The sequence below is a fragment of the Telluria sp. RB2R28 genome (assembly GCF_059685835.1).
The window spans coordinates 272,836-297,603 of record NZ_JCASIK010000005.1 but is presented as its reverse complement, the minus strand read 5'-3'; the positions used below and the strand labels follow the sequence as shown (position 1 = coordinate 297,603).

At 59.1% G+C, this 24,768-nt stretch carries 22 protein-coding genes; 12 read left to right on the top strand and 10 right to left on the bottom strand.

What is annotated here, in order from left to right:
- Positions 1 to 3: 3 nt before the first annotated feature.
- From AC56LV_RS19570 to AC56LV_RS19560, 3 genes are all read left to right on the top strand, one after another.
- Positions 4 to 324 carry a hypothetical protein gene (locus AC56LV_RS19570; RefSeq protein ID WP_499560074.1) on the top strand — a complete coding sequence of 107 codons (321 nt, stop codon included), beginning with the start codon at positions 4 to 6 and terminating at the stop codon, positions 322 to 324.
- Positions 325 to 568: 244 nt separating this feature from the next.
- Entirely contained in the window at positions 569 to 1,468 is a 900-nt protein-coding gene (locus AC56LV_RS19565) for a mechanosensitive ion channel family protein (protein WP_499560073.1), read from the top strand.
- A 292-nt stretch (positions 1,469 to 1,760) separates the two neighbouring features.
- Positions 1,761 to 2,675, top strand: coding sequence for a cyanophycinase (locus AC56LV_RS19560; RefSeq protein ID WP_499560072.1), 915 nt, complete (start codon positions 1,761 to 1,763; stop codon positions 2,673 to 2,675).
- A gap of 102 nt (positions 2,676 to 2,777) precedes the next feature.
- On the opposite strand, the gene AC56LV_RS19555 is transcribed toward AC56LV_RS19560, so the two are convergent.
- The 7 genes from AC56LV_RS19555 to AC56LV_RS19525 form a co-directional block, all read right to left on the bottom strand.
- Positions 2,778 to 3,527, bottom strand: coding sequence for a DUF8692 domain-containing protein (locus tag AC56LV_RS19555; RefSeq protein WP_499560071.1), 750 nt, complete (start codon positions 3,525 to 3,527; stop codon positions 2,778 to 2,780).
- A 385-nt stretch (positions 3,528 to 3,912) separates the two neighbouring features.
- A complete protein-coding gene (locus AC56LV_RS19550; protein ID WP_499560070.1) occupies positions 3,913 to 4,938 on the bottom strand; it encodes a porin in 1,026 nt (341 codons plus the stop codon).
- A gap of 30 nt (positions 4,939 to 4,968) precedes the next feature.
- A complete protein-coding gene (locus AC56LV_RS19545; protein ID WP_499560069.1) occupies positions 4,969 to 5,673 on the bottom strand; it encodes a MarC family protein in 705 nt (234 codons plus the stop codon).
- A gap of 341 nt (positions 5,674 to 6,014) precedes the next feature.
- Positions 6,015 to 7,403: a c-type cytochrome gene (locus AC56LV_RS19540; RefSeq protein ID WP_499560068.1), complete on the bottom strand. Its 1,389-nt coding sequence runs from the start codon at positions 7,401 to 7,403 to the stop codon at positions 6,015 to 6,017.
- A gap of 12 nt (positions 7,404 to 7,415) precedes the next feature.
- Positions 7,416 to 9,191, bottom strand: coding sequence for a GMC family oxidoreductase (locus tag AC56LV_RS19535; protein ID WP_499560067.1), 1,776 nt, complete (start codon positions 9,189 to 9,191; stop codon positions 7,416 to 7,418).
- 2 nt (positions 9,192 to 9,193) lie between these two features.
- The gene (locus tag AC56LV_RS19530; protein ID WP_499560066.1) at positions 9,194 to 9,919 is read right to left on the bottom strand and encodes a gluconate 2-dehydrogenase subunit 3 family protein; all 726 of its coding nucleotides are present in this window, start codon (positions 9,917 to 9,919) and stop codon (positions 9,194 to 9,196) included.
- 779 nt (positions 9,920 to 10,698) lie between these two features.
- Positions 10,699 to 12,054 carry an MBL fold metallo-hydrolase gene (locus tag AC56LV_RS19525; protein ID WP_499560065.1) on the bottom strand — a complete coding sequence of 452 codons (1,356 nt, stop codon included), beginning with the start codon at positions 12,052 to 12,054 and terminating at the stop codon, positions 10,699 to 10,701.
- 196 nt (positions 12,055 to 12,250) lie between these two features.
- Here AC56LV_RS19525 and AC56LV_RS19520 point away from each other — a divergent pair, with 196 nt between their 5' ends.
- From AC56LV_RS19520 to yidD, 5 genes are all read left to right on the top strand, one after another.
- The gene (locus AC56LV_RS19520; protein WP_499560064.1) at positions 12,251 to 13,120 is read left to right on the top strand and encodes a prepilin peptidase; all 870 of its coding nucleotides are present in this window, start codon (positions 12,251 to 12,253) and stop codon (positions 13,118 to 13,120) included.
- Positions 13,117 to 13,722: a dephospho-CoA kinase gene (gene coaE, locus AC56LV_RS19515; RefSeq protein ID WP_499560063.1), complete on the top strand. Its 606-nt coding sequence runs from the start codon at positions 13,117 to 13,119 to the stop codon at positions 13,720 to 13,722. The genes AC56LV_RS19520 and coaE overlap by 4 nt, the downstream gene beginning before the upstream one ends.
- Positions 13,723 to 13,809: 87 nt before the next feature.
- A complete protein-coding gene (zapD, locus tag AC56LV_RS19510; RefSeq protein ID WP_258836503.1) occupies positions 13,810 to 14,565 on the top strand; it encodes a cell division protein ZapD in 756 nt (251 codons plus the stop codon).
- A 22-nt stretch (positions 14,566 to 14,587) separates the two neighbouring features.
- Positions 14,588 to 14,788: a DNA gyrase inhibitor YacG gene (locus AC56LV_RS19505; protein WP_499560062.1), complete on the top strand. Its 201-nt coding sequence runs from the start codon at positions 14,588 to 14,590 to the stop codon at positions 14,786 to 14,788.
- 1 nt (position 14,789) lies between these two features.
- Positions 14,790 to 15,245: a membrane protein insertion efficiency factor YidD gene (gene yidD, locus AC56LV_RS19500; protein ID WP_499560061.1), complete on the top strand. Its 456-nt coding sequence runs from the start codon at positions 14,790 to 14,792 to the stop codon at positions 15,243 to 15,245.
- 90 nt (positions 15,246 to 15,335) lie between these two features.
- On the opposite strand, the gene AC56LV_RS19495 is transcribed toward yidD, so the two are convergent.
- From AC56LV_RS19495 to argJ, 3 genes are read right to left on the bottom strand one after another with little or no spacing between them, the layout of a single operon-like run.
- The gene (locus AC56LV_RS19495) at positions 15,336 to 15,755 is read right to left on the bottom strand and encodes an NUDIX domain-containing protein (protein WP_499560060.1); all 420 of its coding nucleotides are present in this window, start codon (positions 15,753 to 15,755) and stop codon (positions 15,336 to 15,338) included.
- On the bottom strand, positions 15,752 to 16,642 hold the full coding sequence (locus AC56LV_RS19490) for an ATP-binding protein (RefSeq protein ID WP_499501023.1): 891 nt from the start codon (positions 16,640 to 16,642) through the stop codon (positions 15,752 to 15,754). The genes AC56LV_RS19495 and AC56LV_RS19490 overlap by 4 nt, the downstream gene beginning before the upstream one ends.
- On the bottom strand, positions 16,642 to 17,880 hold the full coding sequence (argJ, locus tag AC56LV_RS19485; RefSeq protein WP_499560059.1) for a bifunctional glutamate N-acetyltransferase/amino-acid acetyltransferase ArgJ: 1,239 nt from the start codon (positions 17,878 to 17,880) through the stop codon (positions 16,642 to 16,644). Before argJ ends, AC56LV_RS19490 begins: the two co-directional genes overlap by 1 nt.
- Before the next feature lie 248 nt (positions 17,881 to 18,128).
- Here argJ and AC56LV_RS19480 point away from each other — a divergent pair, with 248 nt between their 5' ends.
- From AC56LV_RS19480 to AC56LV_RS19465, 4 genes are all read left to right on the top strand, one after another.
- Positions 18,129 to 20,981, top strand: a complete 2,853-nt coding sequence (locus AC56LV_RS19480) for a type VI secretion system Vgr family protein (RefSeq protein WP_499560058.1) — start codon at positions 18,129 to 18,131, stop codon at positions 20,979 to 20,981.
- Positions 20,981 to 22,534: a hypothetical protein gene (locus tag AC56LV_RS19475; RefSeq protein WP_499560057.1), complete on the top strand. Its 1,554-nt coding sequence runs from the start codon at positions 20,981 to 20,983 to the stop codon at positions 22,532 to 22,534. Before AC56LV_RS19480 ends, AC56LV_RS19475 begins: the two co-directional genes overlap by 1 nt.
- A 20-nt stretch (positions 22,535 to 22,554) precedes the next feature.
- The gene (locus tag AC56LV_RS19470) at positions 22,555 to 23,529 is read left to right on the top strand and encodes a hypothetical protein (RefSeq protein WP_499560056.1); all 975 of its coding nucleotides are present in this window, start codon (positions 22,555 to 22,557) and stop codon (positions 23,527 to 23,529) included.
- A 357-nt stretch (positions 23,530 to 23,886) separates the two neighbouring features.
- Positions 23,887 to 24,726 carry a hypothetical protein gene (locus AC56LV_RS19465; RefSeq protein ID WP_499560055.1) on the top strand — a complete coding sequence of 280 codons (840 nt, stop codon included), beginning with the start codon at positions 23,887 to 23,889 and terminating at the stop codon, positions 24,724 to 24,726.
- Positions 24,727 to 24,768: the final 42 nt, after the last annotated feature.

Here is a 24,768-nt window from a genome sequence, read left to right as displayed (position 1 = left end):
TGGTTGATTGCTCCCGACATCGGTGACCAGGCAAGCAAGCTGGCCGACAGATTGCCTCGTGCTGCTGAGAAGCTGCAAGAGCAGCTCATGCAATATCAGTGGATATCCAGCTTGTTGGAAAGTACCCGCCAGTTACGAGAGCTCGTGCCGGACGGTAGCTCCATAGCGCAGTACCTGGGAGGCTTTTTTTCGTCGACTCTCGGCGGGCTCGGCAACCTGCTCTTCGCGTTGGTTGTCGGTCTCTTCCTGTCGTTTAGTCCCACGCTTTACGTCAACGGCCTTTTGCAACTCGTATCTACTGCTCGCCAGGCGCGGGCGTCTTGAAACTCATCTTTTGATCCTGAAGGCGTCCGAGGCGCCCGCGATGACAATCTCCACGCGACGCTGCCAGACGAATGACCCTTGTAGTACGAAGAGCATCGCCTGTGCCGGCGCATTGTCCAGGTCGCCATTGGCCTGGTTGGCCGTGGTAGTCGTCTGGCTCTTCGTGTCAATGCCTGCCGGGGCACAGAGTAGCCGAGGGACCGTCCTACTTGACGGCGAGACGCTGGCAGCACAATGGGCCGACATGATCGATGGTGCGCTCATTCGCGCTGCACAGCGCAGGACGTCCGCAGGCAGCAGATTCGTAACTGCTGTGCAATCGAGTATCGAGACTGCCTTTGTGCGCCTGCTCGAATCGGCCATTGTCGTGATTCCGCGCGCGCTTGCAGCAACCCTGGTACTGCTCGCATTTCGGTTACTTGCTTCGCTGGTCCGCTGGATCATGCGCATCGTTTTCCGGCAGTTCATTTCTGACTTGACCGTCGAGAACCTGATCAAACAGGTTGGCTACTATACTGTCTGGGCGTTGGGCCTGGTCGTTGCGGCGGGCGCCTTCGGCATCGAGCCAGAGGATTTCGCCACCGGGCTTGGCTTGACCAGCATTGCGCTCGGTTTTGCCTTGAAAGACATCCTGTCGAACTTTGTCAGCGGATTGCTGATCCTGATCCTGCGTCCGTTCGAGCTTGGCGATCAGATCATCATTGGAGAAACCGAAGGCAGCGTAGAGCGCATCGAACTGCGAGCAACCCTGATTCGCACGTATGACGGCAGGGTTGTATCAGTTCCAAACGCGGAGACTTTCACTTCCCGGGTGACGAACAACACCGCCAGTCCCGTGCGCCGAGCGGCGATTCGTATCTACGTCGACTACGAAATCAACCTGGCAGACTGCGGCGCCGTGCCAATGAACGCGGCAAAGGCAGTCCAAGAGGTGCTGGCAGACCCTGCGCCATCCGTCCGGTTGATATCTTTTGAAAAGGATGGTGTCGTGCCGGACTTGCGTTTCTGGACTGATTCCCGGCGCTCGGATTTCGTTGCAACTACTTCAAAGGTAAGGCTGACAGTGATCGAACACTTACGCAAGGCAGGCATTGCTTTGCCTTCCTCAAATCTGACGGTAGAACTCAGCCGCGCACAGAATTGATTTGGTGAGCACATGAGTGGGTCGAGCATGCCAGCGCGAGCGCGTATATGGTGGCGTCGTTGCGGTATTGGCGCCGTGTGGATTCTTTTTGCGAATATGCAGCAGTCCGGTGCTGCGCTGGAGCACTCCTACCGGTACTACGCGGTTGGAAACCCGGGCGCTGTCACTGCCATTTCCGACCAATTACAACGTTCGGCGTTCGTGCTCATGGGCGGGGGCAAAGATGTTGATGAAGCATTTCGCTGGATGATCCGCAAGGCCGGCGTCCGGCCAGGTACGGGGGGGGAAATTTGTGATTCTGCGCGCTACCGGCTCGGAAGGCTACAACGCATACGTCTATTACAGTGGCCCGGATAGGCGCACGACGCTTCCGCCGCTTGACGGTTGGACTGGCGGCGCTGCACTCGGCCTGAGCTCAGTCCAGACATTGGTCGTCCCGGATCGGGCGGCGGCAGACGACCCATTCGTCAATTCGGTCGTTACCGAAGCCGACGCAGTGTTCATTGCCGGAGGCGACCAGGCCAACTACATACGGTACTGGCAAGGCACGGCACTGCAGCAAACACTGAATACCTTGTTGGCGAAAAAAGTGCCAGTGGGCGGCACCAGCGCTGGCCTTGCCATTCTCGGCGAGTTCAATTTCGCCGCATTACAGGGAACGATCAAATCGAGCCGAGCCTTGACGAATCCTTTTGACCCACGCATCACCATTGGTTCGGATCCCCTCAGTCCAAGTGGCGGCTTGCTGTCTGCACCGGCGTTCGCGAGCACGATCACGGATTCGCATTTCGTGCATCGTGATCGTATGGGAAGATTGGTGACCTTTGTCGCCCGCCTTGTTGCCTCGGAGGGCGGGGCTGGCTGCCAGGGTGGAATATTGCCTGCCTCAAAGGGATCAGCTAATTATGCACGAGGTATTGGCGTCAGCGAGCAGGCTGCGTTGCTCGTGCAAGGAGATGGAACAGGTGAACATTTCACCGCACGCCGAGTCCGCAATCCTGGGACGAAGGGGCACGCGCCAGTGTATTTCGTGCGGCCGCTTGAAGCGCCAAGTCAATGCATGCCAGCAAAGCCCCTGACCGTGCAACGGGTCGAAATTCGCAAATTGGCTGATTCAGGGACAGTCTTCAACCTTTCCGACTGGACTGGCGTAGACGGCTACATTGTCAATGTCGAAGAGGGAATGTTCGACACTTCTCCTTATTGAGCCGGCACTACCGCTTTCTGCAAATGTAGCACGGTAGAAATCAGTCAGTAGCGAAAGGGCTTCCGGTATCGACGTCACGCGGTACCCACTTGCTTAGCTTGTCTATTTAGTCACCAAAACGGCAGTTTCACCGGCATGCAGATCGACCTGAAGTCTGTCGCAGTTTGCGGCGATATAGCTGGTCATAGCATAGATCAGGGTAGCCATTCCGGTCATTTCGAGTCCTTCCTCAACCATGACAAGCACGTTATAGAGCAGATTATCGCCCTGGCTTTCCATGACACTGCCATTGATTAGTTCCATGCCGAGGCACCCACCAAGAAACAGTCCTGCCGCCAGAATCATCCGAACACGTGTGGCAACTGGCAAGCGCAACATGAATTTAAGGAAGAACAGCGAGATCGTGAACGCGCCTACCAGGCCGGGCACGACCCAACTGTAATACACCAGCCCAAGTCTGGCGCCATTTTCCGGATCAGAGCCCCCCAATATAGCGCGCATTGGCCCGGTCATTCTTTCATGCACTTGAAAGCATTCATCGTAAGACAGGAACAGAAAACCAGCCGCCAGGACAACCCAGTAGAAGGCGTCCCGGTCACCACGGTTTTTTGCGTCTAGCGCAATCACAGCGAACAGGGCGGCGCTGCACAGTCCAAGGCACACCGAGAAAAAAGTCGGGACATTGCCTTCGACATTGACGTCGAACAGGGGAACCAGGCCATGGACTAATTCGTGTCCCAACCCCAGGCGCATGACAAGGCCTGCTGCGTGTGCGCACAGCAGACAGACGATAATTTTGCCAAGAAAGTAGGCAACCGAGCGTGGGCTGCTTGAGAGGCGATAGGCGTGCATGTGCTTTTTTCCAAAATGATCGTCAAAGGAATTGCTGTCCAAATGACAGGAAAGGCACAATGTTGTGTCAATGCGTGACAACTGTGTTGTGGATGTTACATTAATAATCAAACAGCGTAAATAGTGCTTTCTTGACATCTATACTGGCATGACAAACACTCGTGGTCGGGGCATAACAACGATATTCGCGTACTTGGCGTTCTATACCAAGGCTTCCATGGCCCGCTGTGCCCGTCCCATTGCTCTGGATCGATAGCAGACGTCTACGAACGAAGTCTAAGCACTGATATGTGCAGCTCGTCTATAGACGGTCCAAGGCGACGTCGCAAACATGCATCCCCATAGCCATTGGTCGCTTACAGCAATGTCCGCCCTCTCGCGCCGCTCAAAAATCGTAACGCAGCCCCACTGCCAGCGCACGACCGCCACGCACACCGCCATCCACGTCCGCCAGGCCACCACGGCGCGTCGTCAGCGCCGCCGTCTCGGCTTCGTGATACAGCTCGGCAAACAGCCTGGCGTCGCGCGACAGCGCATAGTCGATGCCCAGGTGGACAATCTCGTCACCGTAATTGTCCACCTTCGCGAGCATCAACTTGATCGTGCTCTTGCCCAGCGCATAGTGGCCATACAGATTGATGGCGCGGTTGCCATCGGTCGAGAAGCCGCCTGGCTGGCGGTTGCCCGTCTCGAATGCCTCGTACTTCACCGCGAGGTACAAGGCATCGGCCTGGTGGCTCAGCGTGACGCCGTAGATGCGGTTCTTGCCATAGCCCGCGTCGCCCCGGTCATCGACCCCTGCCGCCAGGCGGGTGTCGCCGCGGACATACGTCGCCACTGCTTGCCAGCGGCGGTCGTCGATGCGTGAGGTCGAACGGCGGTTGCCGCTGCTGGGCGCATAGCCTGCGCCAAACGACAGGCCGTTGTAGGTCGGGGTCGTGTACGCCAGCGTCTTGGCAACCCGGAACACGGTGTAGGTCGCATAGCCGCTGTAGTAGGTGCTGAACATGTCCACCGGCGCCGCCACCGCGTTGTAGTAAGGCATCCACTGCTGGCCGTAGGTGAGCGCGCCGAGCGTGCCCTTCACGCCGACGCTGGCGATGCGGATGTTTTCATCCTGGTCGTAGGGGTCGCGCAGTCTGGCATTGGCGACATCGACCGGCAGCTCGACCTGGCCGACGAGCGACAGGCCCGCATTGATTGGGTATTGGCCGCTGACGCCCACGCGCGAATACGCGTCGCGCAGGCCAGTGTAGGAGTCGGCGCGGTCGGGGTGGACCGATTCGACCTGGGTGCGCAGCGAGCCGTAGAAGTCGAGCTCCGGCGTGTCCTGCGCGAACGCGGCGCTGCAGCAGAAAGAGCCCGATAATGCAAACGCCATGCGGGCAGGTGTGGTGGTGAGGAACGTCATCGATGGTCTCCAAAGGTCAGGACCATAAGGTCACATTAAAACAGCAAGATGGGTGGCCACCGGCATCAGACTGAGCACAAGTTCGTGCACCCCGTCCCAGACGATCTGCACGCCCAGACACAGCAGGATGAAGGCGGTCAGGCGCAGGAAGACGGCGGTGCCCGCTTCGCCGATCAGGCGCAGGAAGTGTTCGCCGTAGCGGAACGCGAGGTACAGCAGCACGCCGATCAGGCCCAGGGCGAGCAAGGCGCCGCCCATGCGCGCCAGTGAGAACACGACCTTGACATCATGCAGGGCCACGCCGACCGTGATGGCGACGGCGATCGAGGCCGGACCACAGCTGATCGGGAAAGTCAGCGGATAAAAGGCTTGGCGCTGGGCGTGTTCCGGCGTGAAGGTCTCGGCCAGGGAGGCCCGGCTGTCGGGCGTGGCAGGCGTCGCCCCGAGCAGGCGCCAGGCGACGGACGCCAGGATCAGGCCGCCGCCAATGCGGACGATCGGCAGCGAGATGCCGAAAAAATCGAGGACGTACGAACCGATCAGCATCGAACCGGCCATCAGCCAGAACATGTTGCGGGCGATGCGACGTGCCAGCAGCGTGCGGATCGGCGGCGATGCGCCCTCGGTCAGGCTCAGAAAAATCGGCGCAGTGGCGGCCGGATTAAGAATTGGCAACATCGTCACCAATACAAACAGGAAGCTCCTGGCTGCCACCAGAATAAGTTCGATCGTCATGGATAGTCCGGCAGCCCCGTCAGGCTACACCTCGGTTACCAGCGCATGGGGCCGCTGGCGTGGTGGTTGTTGACGTGCACACCTTCAAGCGAAACACGACGCGTGCCGATGTGGAACCTGCCGTCGTCACGAGGTTCTTTAGTCTGACAAACGAAACTGTACATGAAGGTCGGGCGGGATGGACACACGCCTGGCGTTGCTCCATGGTGTGCGAAGGTGCGTTGAACGCGTGGGCGGGAAACCCGCCCACCCTACCCGCGAAAAAAAAGCGGCGCCGCCAGCACCGGGCCACGTGAATGACCCCGTACCGACGGCGCCGCCGTCACGCTACCACCGCACGCTTAGTGCTTGGTATCGCCCTTGTCCATCTCGTGGATCTCGTGGTCCTTCAGTGCCTTGCGCACCTTGGCCACATCGGCTGCACCGACTGGCGCGGCCTTGTTACCCCAGGCATTGCGCACGAAGGTGGTCAGGTGCGCCGTCTCTTCGTCCGACAGACGCCATGCGAAGCCCGGCATGCCCAGCTCCGATGGCGCCGTTTTGGTCGATGGCAGGCGTGCGCCGGCCAGGATCACGCGGATCAGCGAGCTCGGGTCCTGCTGCAGCACGGTCGGGTTGCCCGGCAGCGCAGGGAACACATTGCCCGATGCCTTGCCATCGACACGGTGACAGGCCGAGCAATTGTCCAGATACAGCTGGACACCGCGCTGGCTGTCGTCGCCGCTCATGATGGCGTCGACTGTCGCCGTGCTGGCCGTGAAGCTGGCTTTCTTGTTGCCTGTGGCCGGCAGCGTCTTCAGGTAGCCGGCCATGGCGCTCAGGTCGGCATCCGTCATGTTCTGCGTGCTGTGCAGGACGACGTCCTGCATCGGCTCGCCGAGCACGCCGGAATGGCTGTTGCGACCGGTCTTGAGGGTATCGACGATATCCTTCTCGCTCCAGTTGCCCATGCCGTCGACCTTGTCGCCACGCAGGTTCACCGCGAGCCAGCCGTCGATCAGCGGACCGCCAGCCAGGTACTCGGGACCGGACTCGTCCAGCGCCAGCTCGTTGAGCGTGGCGGCGCGCGGGGTGTGGCAGGTGCCGCAGTGACCCAAGCTCTGGACCAGGTAGGCGCCGCGTGCGATGCGCTGGTCGGCGTACTTCGACAGGTCCATCGGACCCTGCACCGGCACGAAGGTCTTGCGCCAGATGCCGAGCGGCCAGCGGATCGACAGCGGCCAGCGGATGTCGGCCTCACGGTTCGCGGCGCTTGCCGGCGCCACGCCGTGCATGAAGTAGGCGTACAGCGCGCGCAGGTCGTCGTCGCTCATGCGGGCATACGACGGGAATGGCATCGCCGGATACAGCGTGCCACCGGTCGGCGTGATGCCGTGGCGGATCGCACGATCGAAATCGTCCAGCGTGTAGTTGCCGATACCGGTCGTCTTGTCGGGCGTGATGTTCGTCGAGTACATATTGCCGATCGGCGACTGGATCACGCGGCCGCCCGCAAAGGCTTTGCCGCTTGGCGCCGTGTGGCAGGCGATACAGTCCGAGGCGGTGGCGACATAGCGCCCCTTCTCGATCAGGCCGGCATCAGGCCTGGCGCCCGCTGCAAGCTGCGGACCGGGTTCGATCTTGCGCGTCTCAGTCGGCGCGACGGCGTAGCCGTACATGCCGGCAAACACCAGCGCGCCAACGATGCCAAGGGTCAGGAGGACTTTTTTCACAGGTTTTTTCGTCGTCATCTGTTCGTCCTCTTATGCCTGGACCAGTGGGCCTGGGTTCTTGATGTACTGCTCACGGATCGCCTTGGCACACCAGTACGCCAGCGCGCCGACCATGCCGGTCGGGTTGTAGCCATTGTTCTGCGGGAAGGCATTGGCGCCCGGCGCGAACACGTTCGGCACATCCCACGATTGCAGGTACTTGTTCAGGGCCGACGTCTTCGGGCTGTCGCCCATGATGGCGCCGCCGACCGTGTGCGTGCTCTGGTACTGGTTGATGTTGTAGTGGCTACCCGCCTTTTTCGCATCGCCCTTGATGGCCAATGGATTGAGCACCTGGCACATGTCCTGCGCCTTGCCGACCAGGTATTGCGACGCAATGATTTCGTTCTCGTGCCAGTCGAACGTCATGCGCAGCAATGGCCGGCCGAAACCATCCTTGTAGTTCGGATCGAGGTCGAGATAGGCATCGTCGTACGACATGCAGGAGCCCTGCACCTCGAAGTAGAACGAATGGCGCATTGCGTCCTTGGCGCCCTTCTTCCAGTCGCTGCCCCAGCCCGGCACGCCCGGCGCGGTCGCGATGCCGCGCACCGGACCGCCGCCCGGCTGGCGCGCCCAGATGATGCCGCCGCCGATGAAGCCGGTCTTGGTCGGATCGTTGCGGTTGCCGTTCAGGTCATCGAACGTGGCGCCGCCGCCGCCAATGCCCATGAACTGGTTGGCGTGCACGGTCTCGTCGAAGAACAGCGAGACGCGGTTCAGGTTCTGGTACGAGTAGTTCTTGCCGACGGTACCGGTCTTGGTAACAGGATCGTAAGCCGGGCCAATGCCCGAGAGCAGCATCAGGTGCACGTTGTAGAGCGCGAACGCTGCCAGGATGACGATGTCTGCCGGCTGTTCGGTCTCGCGGCCCTGGGCGTCGAGGTAGTTCACGCCGGTGGCCATCTTGCCGTCCGGCGTCAGGTTCACCTTCATGACTTGCGCCATCGTGCGCAGGTCGAACCCCTTGCGGCCACGCAGCACCGGCAGGATGTTCGCGTTCGGGCTCGCCTTCGAGTAGTTCAGGCAGCCATAGTCGGAGCAGAAACCGCAGAAGTTGCACGGGCCCATCTGGCAACCGTACGGGTTGACGTAGGTGCCCGAGGCATTCGCGGCCGGGATCGGGTATGGGTGGTAACCCATCGCGTTGGCGGCCTTGTAGAAGTATTCGGCGCCCAGGTAGTCCGGGTTGGGCCCGAGCGGGAATTCGCGCGAGCGCGAGCCTTCGAACGGGTTGCCGCCGGCAACTTGCGTACCATTGATGATGCCGCCCTTGCCCGAGGTGCCGCACACGTATTCGAAGTGGTCGAAGTGCGGTTCCAGATCTTCATACGTGATCGGGAAATCCTGGATCGACATGCCAGCCGGCAGGATCTTCTTGCCGTACTTCTGTTCCATGATGCTGCGGATCTTGAAATCCTCTGGCAGCGCGCGGAAGTGGCAGCCCGACCAGTGCGAACCGGCGCCGCCGACGCCTGTGCCTGGCTTGAACGAGCCCATGCGGCGCATCGGCACCGCCGACGTCGTGCCGTTGTGGCGGATGGCGATGGTTTCCTGCGCCAGCGACTGCAGGTACTTGCGGTGCACCGAGCCTTCGAGCTCGTCGATCACGCGCGGGTAGGCGAAGTCGGGCTGCGTGTCGCGGTCAGGACCGCGTTCGAGCACGACGACGTTCATGCCGGCGTCCGTCAATTCCTTGGCAATGATGGCGCCAACCCAGCCCATGCCAACGATCACTGCATCTGTTTTTGGTTTTACGATTGCCATGCTTATCCTCTCCGTCCCGCCAGATCGACCGGTCCGAGCGGATACGGTTTGTCGCGAATCTTGACCCACTCGAGATAATCGCCCCGCATGCCGGGGTAGCCGATCATCTTCCATGCGCCCATGTTCTTGTTGCCGCCGTGGCTCGGATCGGCGAAGTAGCCGGCGCGCACTTCGGCGAGGAAATCAGCGAAGAACAGCTTCGACGAAATGTCGGCCAGCTTGATCTTGCCTTCTTCGAGATCCTTCAGTACCGCCTCCTGCATGCGCAGGTCGAGGTCGGCAAACGCCTTGCCCGAGAAGCTGCTGGCGCAATGCGCGTCGACGGCCTTGATGCCCACGCGGATGATGTCCTTGAGCGCCAGCTTGCCCTGGTAGCCGAATTCGGACGTGGCTTCGAGGAACGGACCCTGCATGTACCAGATCGCACCGGCGGCGTATGGTGTCTGCATATGGCGGTCGAGGAATTCGGGCACGCCCAGTTCGACGGCGCCAGGGCCGTGCTGGTCATGCGGAATCAGGCGATCGACAGCGGCGATGACGAATTTCCATTCGGTCGCGGTGAAGAATTTTGGGGTGTAAGCATCTGGCTTGCCTTCGGCCGGCGCTGCGGCCGTCGCGTTGGGCAAGTTCTGCTGGATTGCCGCTGCAGCGCCCGCACCCATCGGCACGAACACCAGGGTCTTGATGAGCGTGCGGCGCCGGGAGGGAGATTGCTGGTCATCGGACATAATGTCTTTGCTCCATATTGACGTTGGATATATATGCATCAGGCATCTCGCATGATAACAATGCTGATCTTGATACGCTATTGGAAATCCCGGCGCGGGAATTGGCGCGATCGATTATGTATCGTTGATTCCGCCGATTTGCCGTGATCCTTTCGCCTTAATTTCCGTATAGGGAAATCAACGCCAGCACCACGAATATATTTACAAATGAAACATTCGAATATTCAGAAATTTCAAGAGTTTTAATAGAATGGATGGATAGCGCATCTGAGCGGATACAGCGCTGCACGAGGTAATTGCCGCACAGATACACCTGGATTATCGTCAATACAAACGTGTCGCGGTGGACGAGATATGGGAATGACCAGCAGGAATGCGCGGGCGCAGAAGGCGTCGCGCTCAGCGCTCGAGGAAGGCGGCCACTACTCTGGCAGCGCGCTGCGGGCACGCCGACATGGGCTCACCGTGTGAAAACAAAAAACTTCACACGTTGCATAAATGAAACACTGCAACAACCGTTTTCAAGACAGGTAAACACCCTTTCATGCAGCTTTTCATGACTACATGCGACGAAAAAGAAATCTTGATAATATCAAGCTAATCATGTTTTATTTTTCCACCCAGTGGCATATGGCTGAGATGTAATTACAAGCCCATGCGTATTTTCAATGCTCTTATCACTGAATATGATGAGAGGAAGATGAATCACCGATATGGCATCACACTGGCATTGGATTTAAACGGCAACTGGCTGGGCGGAGCAAATTCAGGCAGTGCATTTACGACAATTGTGTACGTATTGCACGCCATGCCCAGATTAATGTTTCACGCAGCAATGCGCCGCCCAGTATCCCTGGTCGTTGCTGTTCCAGCACGCGCTGGCAACCACGCTGGGGCAAGAAGAAACGCCTGAACAGCGACACGCCTTGCGCACGCATGCTCTGGAAACAGCCGCCCGCAACCGTCGTGTCGAAGCCATCCGCGGCGCGCAGCAGGTACAGCGCCGTCCCCGAACACATCGCGATATCGGCCCCGCCATCGCGCGCCAGTGGGCGCAGGCCATGCCGGTACGACAGCACGATCGTCCGGTGCAGGTCGGGCAACGCAAGGTGCAGCGGGCGCAGTATGCCGAGCGATTCCAGCAGACGCGGCAGACCATGCAGGTTCACATCAGTGCGGTCGCGATAGTCGCCGAACGCCTCTTTCAGTTCGGCCAGCGTGGCCTGGGCCGGACGCGGCAACGGCGCGGGTTGCCCGCGCCAGCGCGCCATCCAGTACGCCAGCGCTTCGGCGTGCTGCGCGCACAAGGCGGCCGGCGTCGCAGAGGCCAGATCGAACTGCGCGCCGGGTCGCATGAAACGGACGACGCCACGCAGCGCGGCCAGCGCTGGCGCGTCGAACACGTCCAGTGGCGTGGGGCGGCCGTGATTGCGCCATGTGTTGTCGATGCGGCTGAAGTGCGCGAACGAGGCGACCGGCACGGCCAGCCGTGGCCGGAAGGCGTCGATCTGGCACACCATGCGCCCGATGCCGCGCCCGATGCCGCGCTCGGCCGCTGCTCCACCCTGCATCGCATCGTCGGCAAAGCTGGTCAGCAGCAGATCGATACGCACCTGCCCCGCACGCAGTTGCACAGCCGCGCGACGGCAAGCGGCGGCAGTGGCCAGCGCCCGCTCGCCCAGGTGCAGCAGTGTGTGCTGCCCGCACGCGATCAGGCAATAGGACGCGCCCTCGCCGCTGGCATGGGCCGTCAGGTGCAGGCCAGGGCCCAGCGCGCGCGGTGCGCCGGCGGGGCATGTGGCGATGGGCAGGCGGTGACGCCGCAGTTCGTCCGCCAGGCGCCAATCGCCCTCGCGGCACAGGAAGGTGGCGATGCCGCGAAATTCGGCGCGAAAACGCTGCACGAAAGAGTGCGACAGATGCTCGGGCCGGCTACTCGAGCACCAGATAAACACCGGCAAACTGCTTGCGTTGAGTTCGTCGATCACGTGCGCGTCGCGGGTAGCGTCGTCAATCAGGCGGCAGGCATTGTTGTGCACGGTGCCTTCGAGCCACGGGTCGACCAGCAGCAGCGCACCGTCAGTGCGCAGCAACCAGCAGGCGTGATTCAGGAATGTGAAGGTCGGAGTTTGCATGGGCTTGATCGCACGGGACGTCGATACGATCGAGTCTGGTGCGTCGCTGCGCGCCGCGCGTGAGGCGTCGCAATCGTGCGCGGGAACCGGCAAAGCGCTTCGCCAAACAGGGGAAACGCCCTACAATAAGGTTGTTCTACAGAATCTACCGTGCAGCTTGCCCGTACTGCACGCCACCCGACCCGAAACGACCGACATGCCCCTGGAATCCCTTTTGTTTGCGCTCCCTGCGCAGCTCGCACCCACGCTGGTAGCGGCCCTGCTGGGCCTGTTGGTCGGCAGCTTCCTGAACGTCGTCATCTACCGCATTCCGAAGATGATGCAGCGTGAGTCCGACAACTATGTGGCGCAAGAAAGCGGCCAGCCGCCACCGCACACGGACCGCTTCAACCTGACCGTGCCCCGCTCCGCCTGCCCGTGCTGCGGGCACCGGATCACGGCGATGGAAAACATCCCGGTCATCAGCTACCTGGTCCTGGGCGGCAAGTGCCGCAAGTGCAAGACGCCGATCTCGCCGTGCTATCCGGCTGTCGAACTGTTCACCGCCATCGTCTCGGGCTTGCTGGTCTGGACCTTCGGCAGCGGCGCGATGGGCATGGGCAGCCTGCTGTTCGCGTGGCTGCTGATCGCGATGACGTGCATCGACTACGACACGCAGTTGCTGCCGGACGACCTGACCTATCCGCTGCTGTGGGCGGGCCTGCTCATCAACCTGAACGGCACCTTCGTGCCGCTGCAGGACGCCGTCATCGGCGCCGCCGCCGGCTACCTCGTGTTGTGGTCCGTGTACTGGCTGTTCAAGCTCGCCACCGGCAAGGAAGGCATGGGCTACGGCGACTTCAAGCTGCTCGCCGGCCTGGGCGCGTGGCTGGGCTGGACCGCGCTGCCGACCATCATCCTGCTGTCGTCGGTCGTCGGTGCAATCGTCGGGATCAGCCTGATCGTGTTCGCCAAGCGCGCACGCGACAAGGCAATCCCCTTCGGCCCTTACCTGGCGGCAGCGGGCCTGCTGACGATGCTGTATGGCGCGCAATTGGGCGGCTTCACGGCGGGCCTGTTCGGATGAGCACGACATTTTCGGTAGGACTCACCGGTGGCATCGGCTGCGGCAAGAGCACGGTCGCCGACCTGTTTGCCGCGCTGGGCGCGACGATCGTTGACACCGACGTCATCGCCCATGCGCTGACGGCGCCGCAGGGCGCGGCGATGCCGGCCATCGTGGCCGAGTTCGGGCCCGACTTCGCGCAGCCGGACGGCGCGCTCGACCGCGCCCGCATGCGCACCCTTGTGTTTTCGGATGCCACCGCGCGCGCGCGGCTCGAAGCCATTTTGCATCCGCGCATCCGCGCCGCAACCGAGGCGGCCGGTCAGGCGGCCACGGGCGCCTATGTGATTTACGTCGTGCCACTCCTGATCGAATCGGGCAGCTGGCGCGAACGCGTCACGCGTGTGCTGGCCATCGACTGCAGCGAAGACACGCAGGTGGCGCGGGTCATGCAGCGCAGCCATCTCTCCGCTGACGAGGTGCGCGCGATCATGGCGACCCAGGTCACGCGCGCCCGGCGCCTGGCCGAAGCCGACGACGTCGTCGACAACGACGCCGGCCTGGAGGCCCTGCAGGCGCAGGTACAGGCATTGCATGAACGGTATCTCGCGTTAAGTCTGTAACAATAGTGATGCAGGGTTTGTAATTTCGGCCCGCATGGTTCAGAATCACGCAGTTGCCTTCCAGCCTACATTCAGAGGAATGTCATTTTGATCGTCTACGAATACCCTTTCAACGAGCGGATTCGCACGTTGTTGCGGCTGGAAGACCTGTACGAGAAATTCAAGTTCTTCGTGCATCAGGAACACCCGATGCAGCACCATGTCGCGCTCGCGACGATCTTCGACATGCTGGAAGTGGCCGGCCGCGCCGACCTGAAATCCGACCTGCTGCAGGAACTCGAGCGCCAGAAGCAATCGCTGCTGGCCTACCGCAGCAATCCGGCGGTCGTCGCCGAAACCCTCGACGCCGTGCTGGCCGAACTCGATGCAGCCAGCAGCGCGCTGGTCGCGAGCCAGGGCAAGACCGGGCAGAACGTGCGCGAGAACGAATGGCTCATGAGCATCCGCGGCCGCACGATCATCCCGGGCGGCGCCTGCGAGTTCGACCTGCCGTCGTACTTCGCCTGGCAGAAGCGCCCGTTCGACAAGCGTTTTGACGACATCATGGGCTGGTTCGGCCCGCTTTCGCCGCTGCTCGAGGCGCTGTCGCTGGTCCTGCGCCTGCTGCGCAATTCAGGCGCGTCGGTCAAGATGTTCGCCGCCGCCGGCAGCTACCAGCAGATGTTGCAGGGTAAAATCTACCAGATGCTGCGCCTGACGCTCGACGAAACGACCGGCGCGATCCCCGAGATCTCGGCCAACAAGTACATGCTGTGGGTGCGCTTCACCAGCCAGGACGGCGATTGCAAGCCCAAGCCCCTCGAAGCCGATGTGCCGTTCGACCTGACGCTCTGTAACTTTTAACTGATTGGTAATTGACCGTACGATGACCGTTGTCTCCTGCCCTACCTGCAGCAAGAAAGTCGAATGGACCGAGGCGAACAAGTATCGCCCGTTCTGCTCCGAGCGCTGCAAGCAAATCGACCTGGGCGCCTGGGCCGAAGAAAAATTCGTCATTCCCGGCGCCGTGCCGGCCGACCCGCTCGATCCGTTCGACGAGCCGCCACCGCCGCCACCACAGCGCTGACATGGCGCGCGCGCCGCATTCCACCGGCACGCGCCTGGCGCTGTGGGCAATTCGCCTGTACCAGCGCCACCTCTCCCCCCTCAAGGGTTTTTCCTGCGCCTGGCGCGCCACCACTGGCCGCGCCAGCTGCTCGGGCCATGGCTACCGCGTCATTGCGCGCCATGGCTTGAGGCTGGGGTTGCCGCTCCTGCGGCGCCAGTTGCGGCGTTGTGGTGCTGCACACGACCGCGCGCTGGCTGCACGTGTGGTTGCGGCGCCCAATCCTGTCTTGCATTACCAGCGTGGGGAGTGCGACCTGTTGCCGTGCGATTGCTGCAGCAGGCCGCTGGGCAGTGCTCTGGCGAGCCTGGGTTGCCAGGCAGCGGGAGAATGCGCGTGCGACAAGGTCGACCGCTGGCTCACGCGCTGGCTGCGCGGCTGGGGCGACGCGCGCAAGAAGTCACGGCAGCAGCGCTGATTTGTCATCCTGACGCCGTCGCGGAACGACACACCCAAGACCCTTCGCCGGTTGAAGTCGGCGCTCGCAAGGGGCCTGCGCTACCGAACTTTACGTTATGCGATCCAGAAAACGGACACGGTCGAGCCATTCGAGCAGCGGGATGGTGGCCGGTAGCAGCGGGCTGACGCCATACGCGCCCTGCCAGGCAAACGCCTGCCCTTCCAGGCTTTGCGGCTCGCCGATCCACTCGCGGCAGATGTAGAAATGCAGGCGCACGTGGGCGTGCTCGTAGACGTGTTCGACGCAGCACCAGGCCTCGCCCTGGACAACCTGCACCCCGAGTTCTTCCATGAACTCGCGTTGCAGCGCCGCGAAGATGTCTTCGCCCGCTTCGACTTTCCCGCCCGGGAATTCCCAGTAGCCAGCGTAGGGCTTGCCGTCCGGGCGCTGGCCGAGCAGCACGTCGCCATTCGGGCGCATCAGCACACCGACGGCGACATCGACGGGTTTGGCTTTCACATTACTCATGCGGCTTGATCCGGCAACTTGCCTGCGTAGTCCTTCGCGAACTGCCAGGCGACACGGCCCGAGCGCGAGCCGCGCTGCAAGGCCCACTGCAGCGCTTCGGGCCGCGCCGCCGCGATCTGCTCCGGCGTGCAGCCGAAGCTGGCCAGCCAGTGGCCGACGATGCCCAGGTAATCATCCTGGCGGAACGGGTAGAACGACAGCCACAAACCGAAACGCTCGGACAGCGAGATTTTCTCTTCGACCGTCTCGCCCGGATGCAGGTCGCCATCCGCGCCATGCTGGTAGCCGGCGTTGTCCGACATTTTCTCGGGCATCAGGTGGCGCCGGTTCGACGTTGCGTAGATCAGCACATTGTCGGACTGCGCCGAGATGCTGCCATCGAGCGCCACCTTCAGCGCTTTGTAGCCGGCCTCGCCCTCTTCGAACGACAGGTCATCGCAAAAGATCACGAAGCGCTCGGGCCGGCCGGCGACCAGGTCGACGATGTCGGGCAAGTCGGCCAGGTCGGCCTTGTCGACTTCAATCAGGCGCAGGCCCTGGTCGGCGTAGCCGTTCAGGCAGGCCTTGATCAGCGACGATTTGCCGGTGCCCCGCGCGCCGGTGAGCAGCACGTTGTTGGCCGGGCGGCGCGCGACGAACTGGCGCGTGTTCTGCTCGATCTGGCGCTTTTGCGCGGCCACGTGGTGCAGGTCGTCCAGGTTGATGGTCGACGCGTGCAGCACCGGCTGCAGGTAGTTGCCGGCACCGCCCGCGCGCCGGCGCCAGCGGAAGGCCGTGCTGCGCTTCCAGTCGGGCTCGCGGGCATGCGCGGCCGGCAGCACCGCCTCGAGGCGCTCAAGCAGCCCTTCGGCGCGGCGCAGGAACTGGTCCAGTGGCGACGTCACCATCAGGACCGGTAGTCGGCGTTGATCGTGACGTAGTCGTGCGACAGGTCGCAGGTCCAGACCGTGGCCGTGGCGTCGCCGCGCGCGAGCTTGACGCGCACCGTGATCTCGGACTGCTTCATGATGCGCTGGCCGTCTTCTTCCCTGTAGTCGGGATTGCGCCCGCCCGCCTTGGCGACCCAGACGTCGTCCAGGTACAAGTCGAGCTTCGTGACGTCCAGGTCGTCCACGCCGGCATAGCCGACGGCGGCCAGGATGCGGCCCAGGTTCGGATCGGATGCGAAGAACGCGGTCTTCACCAGCGGCGAATGCGCGATCGCGTAGGCGATCTTGCGGCATTCCGCCACGTCGGTGCCTTCGTCGACGGTGATCGTCATGAACTTGGTGGCGCCTTCGCCGTCGCGGATGATCTGCTGCGCCAGGTTGCGCGAGATGTCGGTCACGGCATCCTTCAACGCTTCATAATCTGCGCCTTCGGCCTTGTCGATCACGAGCGAACCGGCGCCGGTGGCGACGATGATGAAGGAGTCATTGGTCGACGTGTCGCCGTCGATCGTGATTGCATTGAACGAATGGTCGGCCGCATGCCTGACCAGTTCATCGAGCACCGGCTGCGCGACCTTGGCGTCGAACGCCAGGTAGCCCAGCATCGTGGCCATGTTCGGCTTGATCATGCCGGCGCCCTTGCTGATGCCGGTCATCGTGACGGTGTGCCCGCCGATGGTGACGATGCGCGATGCGGCCTTCGGCTGCGTGTCGGTGGTCATGATCGCCTCGGCGGCGTTGTACCAGTTGTCCGCCTTCAGGTTCGACACGGCGGCCGGCAGGCCGGCGACGACTTTCTGCAGCGGCAGCTGTTCCAGGATCACGCCGGTCGAAAACGGCAGCACCTGGCCCGGCTCGATGTCCAGCAGCTTGGCCAGCTCGGCGCAGGTGGCCTGCGCATTGGCCAGGCCCTCTTCGCCCGTGCCCGCATTGGCGTTGCCCGTATTGACCACCAGCGCGCGGATCGGCGCGCCGCCATGCTTCACGGCGGCCAGATTGGCCTTGCTGACCTGGACCGGCGCAGCGCAGAAGCGGTTCAGCGTGAACACGCCGGCGACAGTGGCGCCTTCGGCGACGCGCATGACGAGGATGTCCTTGCGATTGGGCTTCTTGATGCCGGCTTCGGCGAAACCGATCTCGATGCCGTTGACGGGTTTCAGGTCGGCTGCGACTGGCAGGGGGGAATTGACGGCCATGGTGATCTCGTTGGAAAAATTGCGAATCTCTTATTGTAACGCCAGCGTCGCCGCCACGCGGCAAGCATGCGGCCGCAGGTGCGCATGGATTGAACATGCGACCGTCTTGGCTGCAGGGCATCTGCCCGTTCCTGCCCAGCCGGCTGTGGTATTTCCTCACAGCGATATCAAGGCAACGACAAAAGTCAAGGTTGGTGGATTCAGTGTCGGGCATGTTTATGAGCTAGTTCTTCAGCGAAAGATCTCATATGAACAGCCTGAATCTGAATGGAACCATATTCGAATACAGCCAGCGCAATCGAGCTATCCGTCTGCGTCTCGCCCACGGCGAAGTAGACATGGAGGATGTGCTTGTCGTGGCTCGTCTGAGCGGACAAGAAACACTGTGTGGAGGTCTTGAATACCGCGTGGATTGCTTCTCGACGAAGTCGAATCTTCCTCTAAAAATGTTGATTGCACTGCCCGCAGAGCTGCAATTCGTGACTGATCGCGGCACATTGCATTCGGTGTGCGGGATTCTCGCGCAGGTTTGCGCCGGACCGAGCGATGGTGGCCTGGCTACCTACCATTTGGTGATTCGCGATGCGCTGGCATTGATGGAGCAGCGCGTGAACTCGCGTGTTTTCCAGAACATGCACGAAGTCGATATCTCGACGGTGCTGGTACGCGAGTGGCGCCTGAACAATCCGGTGCTGGCGATGGCATTCGAGCTTGATACGACTGGCATCGCCAAGGAGGGTCCATCTCGGGAGCTGACGATGCAGCACAATGAATCCGATGCGGCGTTCCTGCGCCGTCTGTGGAAGCGGCGTGGCATTGCCTGGTTTTTTCGGCCAGGGAAGGCAGCCCAGCCCGCGTTCCCTGGCACACCCACTCATGTCCTGACACTGTTTAACAAACCACTCGCGCTCGCAGAAAATGCCGTGGGCATTGCGCGGTTTCATCGCGATGCGAGCACTGAAGAGCGCGACAGCGTCATCGGCTGGAGCGCTGTGCGTACGTTAAAGCCTGGCCGTGTTTCCCGCCAAAGCTGGAATCCCTTGCAGGGCCGGATGATGTACGCCTACTCTCCCACCCTCACGAAGCAGGGAACTGCAGGCACTCAATTTTCAGCCGGCCTTGAGGATTACCAGATCGATCCGCCCGGTATCGCGATGGATGCGGCCGACTATCGAACGCAGGGTGATTTACGCATTCAACGATTCGAATATGAGAGCAAGTGCTTTCACGGCGAAAGTGGCGTGCGCGATTTGCGTATCGGCGAGTGGTTTCGCCTCGACGGGCACCCCGAGATCGACCGTCACCCGGAAACCGAGCGGGAGTTCGTAGTCACAGACCTCTCGGTAGTGGCCGAAAACAACCTGCCCAAGGACGTTGATGAACGCATACGGCGTTTGTTCGCCGCCGATTTGCTGGCCAACGCGTCGATTCACAAAGGGTTGGAACAAGCAAGCCAAGAGCGTGACGTGAAATACACCAATCGGTTCACCTGTGTGCGACGCGGGATACCGATCGTCCCGGCCTACGATCCGCGTACCGATCTGCCCCGCATAAAACTGCAGTCAGCCCTCGTGGTTGGGCCTCCTGGTGAAGAAGTACATTGCGACACTCTGGGACGGATCAAAGTGCGGTTTCCCGGCAACCGGGAGCAAGACCATCAGGACCGCGGCGGCGCGAGCAATACCGACCGGGATTCCCCCTGGGTGCGTGTGGCCACTTCCTGGGCCAGCAACCACTGGGGTGGCATTAGCTTGCCACGCGTCGGCGATGAGGTATTGGTCGACTTTCTTGGTGGCGACCCGGATCGCCCCATCGTCGTCGGCCGGGTATTCGGTGGCGCTTCTCTTCCCCCTGCGTTCAGTCATTACGGCACATTACCTGGGAATCGGTTCCTGGCTGGCATCAAGAGCAAGGAGGTAAAAGGCACGCGCTATAACCAGCTCCGACTGGACGATACGCCCGGACAAATCAGCGCGCAACTGGCCAGCGAACATGGACATAGCCAGTTAAATCTGGGATGCCTGACCCATCCCAGGAACGATGGGAATGGCGAACCGCGGGGTGAAGGTGCGGAACTGCGCAGCGATCATTCGGTCGTCGTGCGTGCAGCGCAATTGATGTTACTGACCACACAGGCGATGCTTGGTGCGACCGGCAAGCAACTCGAGCGCGAGCCTCTGCTGGCACTGCTGGAAAGTTCACAGGCCCTGCTTAAGGAACTCGGAGAATTCGCTGCACAGCATCAGGCATTGCCAGTCGATCTGACATCCCATCAGCAGCTGGCGGATAGCCTCAAGAGCGCTGGCGGTGCGTCTGGTTCGGATGCGAATGGCACCAGACAAGCAGCAGGGCTGATCGCCCAATATGCCGATGGGGGTTTCGTCAACGCCACGCCGAAATCGACCGTCAGCTATAGCGGACGCCAACAGAATATTCTCGCGCAACAGCACATCCAGGTCGTTGCGGGCCAGCGGATCAATTTTAATGCCGGCAAAGGCATTTCGTTGTTTGCGCATCAGGATGGAATGAAGCATATCGCGCGCTCAGGAAAGCTCGAACTCCAGGCGCAGCAGGACAGTGTCGGCATTGCTGCTGATGTCGATGTCAGGATCACTGCCAGTCAGGGCGAAGTCGTCATCGCAGCAAAGAAAAGCCTGACGCTGCTATGCGGCGGTGCGTATATCAAAATCTCTGATGGAAAGATCGAGCAAGGCTGTGTTGGCGACTTTACCGTAAAAGCCGCCAATCATCGATTTAACGGCCCCGCACAACAAGAGGCGAAATTGCCTTTCTTCCCTGCTGCCGAGCACACCAACTGGCTGAAACTCGATCTGGACGGACACGAAGGCGCGCCAATGGCTGGTGTCCCTTACACCCTGTACATGGCCGGCGGCCAGCAAAAGGACGGGACGCTCGATGGCAACGGCATGGCCGAAGAGCGCAACCTACCGGACACCATCGACAAGGTGGTTTATCACAACGCACCATCAGCGCAGGATGAACCGCGCGCGCAGATCGACGAGTTGCTGGCGTCCATCGATCGACTGGTGAGCGAGGCGCCGCGCCTGACAGATGAGCAGCCAATCAGGGGAGACGCGTGATGGCCACCAGCGATCAAACACTGAGCGCCCTGAACGAAGTGCGCGGCTACCAGAAACCGGATGATGTGGGAATCGGCGAGTGGATATGGGGCGCATTGCAAGGGGATTTTAACCCGGACAGAACGAATGGACAGATCGGCTTCGACATGGGGGTGTCGCTGGTTCCGGTCGTCGATACGATTCTTGACCTGCGGGATCTGGTCGCAAATATTCGCCTCTACAGAAAAGACCCCGATAACAAAGTAACGATGTTTCTTATTGCAACAACGGCTATCGGCTTTATTCCCGAGATCGGTACCGTGGCCAAGAGTGGACTGCGCCTGGTGTGGGTCTATCTGAAGCCATTGATCAAACACGCAGACGATTTCACCAATGTTAGCAAGCTGGTCGCTTTGACGAATCGCGCGTGCGATCTTGCCCTGCCGAGGTTGACGGAATACCTCCAGCATAACCAGATTGCAAAATGGGCGACACGGGGGAAAATACCAGACGTTTACAAATTCATTTCAAAGAAAATCATAGAGGTTGCGGCGAGCATCAGTCCATCCGTCCTCAAAAATCTGATAAACGAGAAGTGCGATGCGCTGAAAGAACTTCTTAAAAAAATACGACTGATTGTTCCCACGGGTATTCGCGCGCTAGTGGATGACAATCTGAAAATGCTCGATGAGTTTCGGAAAGCAGTTGGTGAGTGCGTTGATGATTATGTGCAGCCTGTCAGAACCGTACTCAAAGTCGTTGCAAAGAGGCTTGATGACCAAGCATGGCGGGTGGAAATATATCGAACGAATCGCGGGTGGATTGCACCGATTTCAGAAGCTGGCTCCGCAAAACTGATCAATGCACAGCCTCCAGTTTGGGTTAAACCGTTTAAAAAAATCTTGGACTTTCCCCCGCTACAGTTAAGTGATGTAGAAGCTGCAAATCTGATGAAAATATATCCTAACCATCCAAAAATTACAGCCGGAAACGCGGCTACTTTCAGCAATATAGGTCCTGGAATGGAAGCAAAATATATTACTGGCCCAGAAAAATTGTATCGAATTGTCGACCCTTCCAATGAAGGTGCGGGCATTTTTTGGATCTCCGAAGCAGAGTTCAAAGCCACAAAAAGTCTCGCTGAGTGGCGCCGCCGTTTTGCAGTCAAGCCTGAATGGAATCAAAATGGTTGGTTTGTAGAATACGAGGTACAAGCCGGAGAAACTCTTGCAGTCTGGAGGGGGCCGGCTGCAAGTCAGGAACTAGGAGGAACAAACTATTATCTGGAAGGCGGAGCAGAGCAAATTTTATTTTTCCCAGGCAAACGGGATGAGATGCACAATATAATGCCAAGAGTAGATCCTAAAACTGGCGATGACATCATGGACTACGCTGGAAATTTGGATCGTCGTGTTGAATTTACCGACATTGCCGGTGAAAAAGCTCCTGCTAAATTGCGCAAGCGGATTGTCGACCCTCACATAAGGGGTCCAATTGAAACTGGCTGGGGCGCAACCCATTATTCCCCGGAAGAAGCGAAAAGAATTCTTCTCAACTTACCTGTAAAGCCATGAGTGAAAAAGAAAGGAATGTAATGAGAAATATCAACCTCGAAGCTGCAATCTGGTATTTATTTACATCGCCAGAATTTTTCGAGAAAGCAGCACTAGATACTGATTCCACATTGAGGTGGTTTGAGAATTTGGCCGTCTCTCGCAACGTTTCAAACTTTGGTAGAAATAATCAAATTTACGACACATTCAAATCTCTAGGTAATAATTTGAGAAGAGGATCAGCCTTAGCTAGACTTGGGGACTACCAACTCATTTTCGACACGGCGCGCTCATTCACGGGAAGTGCCCGAGGAATGCTTGAGCAGCCACTACATAGTTGGATGACAGAAAAGGAGCATCACGAGTTTGAATGGGTAAGGATTTCGAGGGCCACAGCATATACTAATCTAATAAAGATCTCGTTACATAACGCAATATGGGGCGCAGAAAGTTATTTTAGTCAAGATTTAACATGTCAAAATCGACGAAATGATGATAATGGTTTTCCCGGAAGAAAAATCGTGGATTGGTACAATGATGAAGCTAACTATTATGAAACTCCATTTTTCCCTCCGCTGCCAGATCCCGCTATCGAGTACGTCGTTGATAAATCAATTTCTTGCCATACTGGTGACGAGGTGCCATGGACAGGCGTATGGTATCCCGGCACAGGCTTACAAAATCACAGTCTCACCTTTGCAATTAAAGGAATGAGAATGCAGCCAGTGTATAAGGTGATTAAAACAACGGAAGAACTTAGAACAGAAACACGCATGTTTCCCCCGCCTGAAACAGTGGCGATCGCTACAACTTGGAACCCGGTCATTCCTGCCCCACCAAAAACGCACGTCCCAATCGAACTGTGGTCAAAAGCTGGCCAGCAATGTCCAAAGGAAGGCGTGTGGCAGCCGACCGACCCGGGTGCAGCGCAGCGGTATTATCGAGTCGGAGACGTGATGCTCAGCCTCGGCTCCACATATGGCTACACTGTCTGGCGCTGGGTATCGGAACGTTAGTATGCAGTTTCCGTCACTTCGCACCAATCGCAGATTAAACCGGCACAAGCCCACTTCACATTAACTCGAATCTAAATATATAACGGGCTTCCATGGCCAATTATTACATACCAGCACCAAGTAGATCCACGCGAGATTTTCGGGCACAAGGTATGAAACAATTTATCCAGCAAATAATTAAAAGTTTCAAAATTAAATCAGACCTAATTTTTCAGATGCATTTACCGAAAAATCACTTGCCAAGTTGCGCGAGAAAATTCCTAGTCGAAGCATAAAAAGGCAAATCGAAACTAGTTGGAGGGCAACCCACCATTCAGCTAAAAAAGAGAAAATAATTTTCAATCCGACGATTGGCTCATGAAAAAAATCGAAAGAAATAAAATGCGAAACATTAACTTGGAAGCTGCTATCTGGTATTTATTTGCATCTCCAGAATTCTATGAAAAAGCAGCGGAGGATGCAGATTCAACGATGAAGTGGTTCGAGAACCTGGCTAGCGCCCGTCAAGTGTCAAATTTCGGCAGAAACAATCAAATTTACGAGACATTCAAACGACTCGCCTCCAATTACAGACATGGGGCAGCGTTGTCAAGGCTAGGTGATTACCGATTGATTTTCGACACTGCCGGCTCAGTCGCGGGCAGTGCTCGAGGAATTATGGAACAACCATTGAATAGCTGGATGACCGAGAAGGAATTCCAAGAATTCGATCATGGCCGGCTTTCAAGAGCGATGGAATATTCAAACATAATAACGTCGACCTTGCACAACGCAATATGGGGCGCCGTTAGCTATTTCAGTGAGAATATAAAGTATCCAGAGCGGCGCAATGATGATGATGGACTTCCGGGCGATGATATTCTGGGGTGGTATGAGAGCTATATGAAGTGCAATGAAAATCCAGTGTTTGCGAGATTACCAGATCCTCTACGCAATTATATTATAGATGAATCGATTTCTTGCCATACTGGCGATGAAGTTCCATCGACCGGTGTATGGTATCCCGACACAGGCCTGGAGCATCATAGCCTTACCTTTGCAATCAAAGGGATGAGAATGCAACCAGTATATAAGGTGATCAAGACAACAGAAGAGCTGAGAACAGAATTGCAAATGTTCCCACCTCCACAAACAGTCGCAATCGCCACCACCTGGTACCCACTCAGAGTCGCACCACCTAGCACCGCCCCCAACTGAATAGTAGTCAAAAGCCGGCCAGCGATGTTCGACGAAAGGCGT

Excerpts from the sequence above, each read along its gene's own strand:
- AC56LV_RS19565 (WP_499560073.1), top strand. The coding sequence starts at position 569 with ATGATCGATGGTGCGCTCATTCGCGCTGCACAGCGCAGGACGTCCGCA.
- AC56LV_RS19555 (WP_499560071.1), bottom strand. The coding sequence starts at position 3,527 with ATGCACGCCTATCGCCTCTCAAGCAGCCCACGCTCGGTTGCCTACTTT.
- AC56LV_RS19550 (WP_499560070.1), bottom strand. The coding sequence starts at position 4,938 with ATGACGTTCCTCACCACCACACCTGCCCGCATGGCGTTTGCATTATCG.
- AC56LV_RS19545 (WP_499560069.1), bottom strand. The coding sequence starts at position 5,673 with ATGACGATCGAACTTATTCTGGTGGCAGCCAGGAGCTTCCTGTTTGTA.
- AC56LV_RS19540 (WP_499560068.1), bottom strand. The coding sequence starts at position 7,403 with ATGACGACGAAAAAACCTGTGAAAAAAGTCCTCCTGACCCTTGGCATC.
- AC56LV_RS19535 (WP_499560067.1), bottom strand. The coding sequence starts at position 9,191 with ATGGCAATCGTAAAACCAAAAACAGATGCAGTGATCGTTGGCATGGGC.
- AC56LV_RS19530 (WP_499560066.1), bottom strand. The coding sequence starts at position 9,919 with ATGTCCGATGACCAGCAATCTCCCTCCCGGCGCCGCACGCTCATCAAG.
- AC56LV_RS19525 (WP_499560065.1), bottom strand. The coding sequence starts at position 12,054 with ATGCAAACTCCGACCTTCACATTCCTGAATCACGCCTGCTGGTTGCTG.
- AC56LV_RS19520 (WP_499560064.1), top strand. The coding sequence starts at position 12,251 with ATGCCCCTGGAATCCCTTTTGTTTGCGCTCCCTGCGCAGCTCGCACCC.
- coaE (WP_499560063.1), top strand. The coding sequence starts at position 13,117 with ATGAGCACGACATTTTCGGTAGGACTCACCGGTGGCATCGGCTGCGGC.
- AC56LV_RS19505 (WP_499560062.1), top strand. The coding sequence starts at position 14,588 with ATGACCGTTGTCTCCTGCCCTACCTGCAGCAAGAAAGTCGAATGGACC.
- yidD (WP_499560061.1), top strand. The coding sequence starts at position 14,790 with ATGGCGCGCGCGCCGCATTCCACCGGCACGCGCCTGGCGCTGTGGGCA.
- AC56LV_RS19495 (WP_499560060.1), bottom strand. The coding sequence starts at position 15,755 with ATGAGTAATGTGAAAGCCAAACCCGTCGATGTCGCCGTCGGTGTGCTG.
- AC56LV_RS19490 (WP_499501023.1), bottom strand. The coding sequence starts at position 16,642 with ATGGTGACGTCGCCACTGGACCAGTTCCTGCGCCGCGCCGAAGGGCTG.
- argJ (WP_499560059.1), bottom strand. The coding sequence starts at position 17,880 with ATGGCCGTCAATTCCCCCCTGCCAGTCGCAGCCGACCTGAAACCCGTC.
- AC56LV_RS19480 (WP_499560058.1), top strand. The coding sequence starts at position 18,129 with ATGAACAGCCTGAATCTGAATGGAACCATATTCGAATACAGCCAGCGC.
- AC56LV_RS19475 (WP_499560057.1), top strand. The coding sequence starts at position 20,981 with ATGGCCACCAGCGATCAAACACTGAGCGCCCTGAACGAAGTGCGCGGC.
- AC56LV_RS19470 (WP_499560056.1), top strand. The coding sequence starts at position 22,555 with ATGAGAAATATCAACCTCGAAGCTGCAATCTGGTATTTATTTACATCG.
- AC56LV_RS19465 (WP_499560055.1), top strand. The coding sequence starts at position 23,887 with ATGAAAAAAATCGAAAGAAATAAAATGCGAAACATTAACTTGGAAGCT.